Origin of the sequence: Polyangium sp. 15x6 (assembly GCF_029960785.1) — a bacterium.
GTDB lineage: Bacteria > Myxococcota_A > Polyangia > Polyangiales > Polyangiaceae > Polyangium.
On record NZ_JASBQE010000228.1, the window covers coordinates 1 to 3343 of the forward strand.

Annotated in this window: 4 protein-coding genes; 1 reads left to right on the forward strand and 3 read right to left on the reverse strand. The window is 68.9% G+C overall.

Annotated elements, in window-relative coordinates; all coding sequences use genetic code 11:
* On the reverse strand, window positions 1–332 hold a 332-nt coding region (locus QHF83_RS53050; protein ID WP_282425837.1), incomplete at its 3' end, for a hypothetical protein.
* A gap of 118 nt (window positions 333–450) precedes the next feature.
* Between QHF83_RS53050 and QHF83_RS53055 the strand changes: the two genes are divergently transcribed.
* Window positions 451–1680 carry a zinc-dependent alcohol dehydrogenase gene (locus tag QHF83_RS53055; protein WP_282425838.1) on the forward strand — a complete coding sequence of 410 codons (1230 nt, stop codon included), beginning with the start codon at window positions 451–453 and terminating at the stop codon, window positions 1678–1680.
* Here the strand turns inward: QHF83_RS53055 and QHF83_RS53060 are convergent.
* A complete protein-coding gene (locus QHF83_RS53060) occupies window positions 1596–2597 on the reverse strand; it encodes an HTTM domain-containing protein (protein ID WP_282425839.1) in 1002 nt (333 codons plus the stop codon). The genes QHF83_RS53055 and QHF83_RS53060 overlap by 85 nt on opposite strands.
* Window positions 2575–3108: a hypothetical protein gene (locus QHF83_RS53065; RefSeq protein ID WP_282425840.1), complete on the reverse strand. Its 534-nt coding sequence runs from the start codon at window positions 3106–3108 to the stop codon at window positions 2575–2577. The genes QHF83_RS53060 and QHF83_RS53065 overlap by 23 nt, the downstream gene beginning before the upstream one ends.
* Window positions 3109–3343 lie beyond the last annotated feature (235 nt).

Here is a 3343-nt window from a genome sequence, read left to right on the forward strand (position 1 = left end):
TCCGTCGGCGCGAGCGGCGCAGGCGCGGGCGCGGGCGCAGGCGCAGGCGTCGGCGCGGGCGCGGGCGCGGCGGAGCCCTGCGCGCCGCCGGCGATCTTCGCGATCTCGGCCCACGGGATGACGCTCTGCTCCCCCGCGATGATGACGATGACACGTTGCCCCGGCTCGACGGTCACGAGCGTGCCGCGCATCGTGCTGCCATTCTTGAGCTGAATCTCGGTGGCATCCGTCGTGACCGCGACGGCGGCCGCGCCCTCCTCCGCCCGCGCCACGCCCGCGAGCGAGCATCCCACGAGCGCCACCAAGCCCACGCACCGTGCAACGAAGCTCATGCATACGTCATAGAGCAAACGAGCGCGCGCGTGAAGAGCTCACCGAGCGCTCCGAAGCATATTCTTCCCTGGGCAAGGCGGGCCCTCGGCGTTAGGGCCCTGGCGAGGGGGAGGTCGCATGAAAGCCGTCGTGTTTCACGGGGTCGGGGACATCCGGCTCGATGACGTGCGGGAGCCGAAGATCAAGGAGCCGACGGACGCCATCGTCCGCCTGACGGCGAGCGCCATCTGCGGGACGGATTTGCACTTCGTCCGCGGGACGATGTCCGGGATGAAGCCGGGCACGATCCTCGGGCACGAGGGGGTCGGGATCGTCGAGGCACTCGGCAAGGACGTGCGGAACCTGCGGAAGGGCGACCGCGTCGTCATCGCCTCGACCATTGCCTGCGGCACCTGCTCGTATTGCCGGGCCGGTTATCAGTCGCAGTGCGACAAGAATCCGAATGGCAAGCAGGCGGGGACGGCCTTCTTCGGCGGGCCCATCCAGACCGGCCCGTTCGACGGGCTCCAGGCCGAGTTCGCCCGCGTCCCCTTCGCGAACGTGGGGCTCGTCAAGCTGCCCGACGGCGTGAGCGACGATCAGGCGATCCTGCTCTCGGACATCTTCCCCACGGGGTATTTCGGCGCCGAGCTCGCCGAGATCACGCCGGGCGACACCGTGGCCGTGTTCGGCTGCGGCCCCGTCGGGCTCTTCGCCATCGTGAGCGCGCAGATGCTCGGCGCGGATCGGATCCTCGCGGTCGACACGATCCCCTCGCGCCTCGAAATGGCGCGCGCGCTCGGCGCCGAGGTGATCGATTACAACGAAGAGGATCCCGTCGAGACGATCCTGCGCCTCACGGACGGGATCGGCGTGGATCGAGCGATCGACGCCGTGGGCGTCGACGCGAACCGACCGCACGCGGGGCCGGCGAAGGTCAGCCGCGAGGACAAGAAAGAAGCCGAGCGAATGCTCGAGCAGGTGGCGCCAAAGACGCACGAGGACGGCGACAACTGGCACCCGGGCGATGCCCCGTCGCAGGCGCTCACCTGGGCCGTGGAGGCGCTCGCGAAGGCCGGGACGTTGTCCATCGTCGGCGTCTATCCGCCGCAGATGAAATGGTTCCCGATCGGGATGGCCATGATGCGCAACCTCACGGTGAACATGGGCAATTGCCCGCACCGCCGGTACATCCCGAAGCTGCTCGAGCACGTCGCGAGCGGCGTCGTGGATCCCACGAAGATCCTGACGAACCGGGAGCCGCTCGTGTCGGTGATCGACGCCTACAAGGCCTTCGATCGGCGCATGCCCGGCTGGGTCAAGGTCGAGCTCTCGCCGGGCGCCGTCCCGGCGAAAAAAGCGGCCTGATCGGGGCGCGGCTCGGGGGAGATCCCGAAGAGCGCGAAATTCAGCACGCACATGATGGCGCCGAAGAAGTGGAGGCCGAGGAAGACGGCGATCCCGAGGTGAAGCGAAAGGATCGCCGGAAGCCAAAGCCTCCGCGTGCGTCGCGGCCAGATGAAGACGCAATAGCCGATCTCGATGGCGAGCGTGGCCCAGCAAGCGAGCTGGGAGATCGCCGGATAGTGGGCGAGCCAGGACATGTCGAACCTACGATAATCCGGGAGCGAGAGGGCCCGGAAGATGAGTTCGCCGTTCCACCAGTCGATGTACGTCGCCTTCTCCACGCCGCTCGCGAAGTACGAGATGCACAGGTGTATTTGCATGATCCGTAGCCCGATCCGCGCCCCCGCCGTGGGCGCGCGCGAGGCGCCCGAGATCAAGGCGTCGAGTGAAGCGGCGCGACCGACCGGGACCCAGATGGCATAAAATAGAAAGATGTGCGCATACGAATCCACCCCGTACATCAGCGGGGCGGCGCTGTTCATCAGCGTCCAGTGGAGAAACCACGCGAGCGCGGCGGCCGCGCGCGTGAAGAGGCCGAGACCGAGCATGACGAGGGCCACGACGTAGGCGGCGCCGATCGCACGAAGGCCCGTCGCTTCTCCGATGCCGAGCGGGGACAACCAGGCGAGCAGATCACCCGTCCGCGGCCCGAAGAAGGGGCCGAAAGCGCGGGCCAGATCCGCCTGGAAGAGGCCATCGCGCGAGAACCAATCGAGGAACTCGGCTTGGACGACGGCCGCCTGCACGAGGAGCACCGAAGCGAGGCCGATCCGTAAGGCAGCGAGAGGCCTTGCGGTGGCCGGCGCGAAGAGGAACACGTCGAGGGCCCGGCGCACGCCGGCTCTCGGGGACGAATCATCCTGGATGGGCGCTTCCATGACGTGCCTCGAGCCGCGGAGGCGGCTGCCGAAACCTCGCATCGTAGAATCGGGTTACTTGTGGCTCGCGACCGCTCCGGTGCTCGGCCATCAAGACCGCCACGAAATACTCGACGCGCACGACGACCTCGCGCGCCTCGGGGTGCCGGTCGAACATCTTCGCGGCGAGTGACTTGGCCAGCTCGCGCCGGAGCTCGGGATCGGCGGTCTCGAACTCGCCCGCGATGTGCGCGACGCGGAGATCAGCCTCGTGGCTCGCGCCCGTGCCGAGGGAGCGCGTGGTCCGCCGGCCCTCGGCGTCAATCACGTCCACGTGGAGCACGAGCTGGCCATGATCCCTGGACGTGAAAAAGTTGTATCCACATCCGGCGCCGGAGGCGAGTCCGTAATGGTAGAGGAGCCGCCCGATGGGCCCGACGTCGCGGAGCTCCACGCCGGCCGCCCCGAGCGTCACGAGGAGCAAGTGGGCGGCGGCCAGGACGAGCAGCCATCGGCGCGGTGTCGATCGCATGGTGGTTCTTCCCAGCGCTGCCCGCAGGTCCTCCCTGCGGGCGGCGCTCCTCGGAATACCTCAGTGGTGCCAGCCGCCGTGATCCCAGCCGCCACGCCAGCCGCCGTGATCCCAGCCGCCACGCCAGCCGCCGTGATCCCAGCCGCCACGCCGGCCGCCGTGATCCCAGCCGCCACGCCGGCCGCCGTGATCCCAGCCGCCACGCCGGCCGCCGTGATCCCAGCCGCCACGCCGG

Bases quoted from the DNA above. Each gene is read 5' to 3' on its own strand.
- QHF83_RS53065 (WP_282425840.1), bottom strand. From the start codon at position 3,108: ATGCGATCGACACCGCGCCGATGGCTGCTCGTCCTGGCCGCCGCCCAC.
- QHF83_RS53055 (WP_282425838.1), top strand. From the start codon at position 451: ATGAAAGCCGTCGTGTTTCACGGGGTCGGGGACATCCGGCTCGATGAC.
- QHF83_RS53060 (WP_282425839.1), bottom strand. From the start codon at position 2,597: ATGGAAGCGCCCATCCAGGATGATTCGTCCCCGAGAGCCGGCGTGCGC.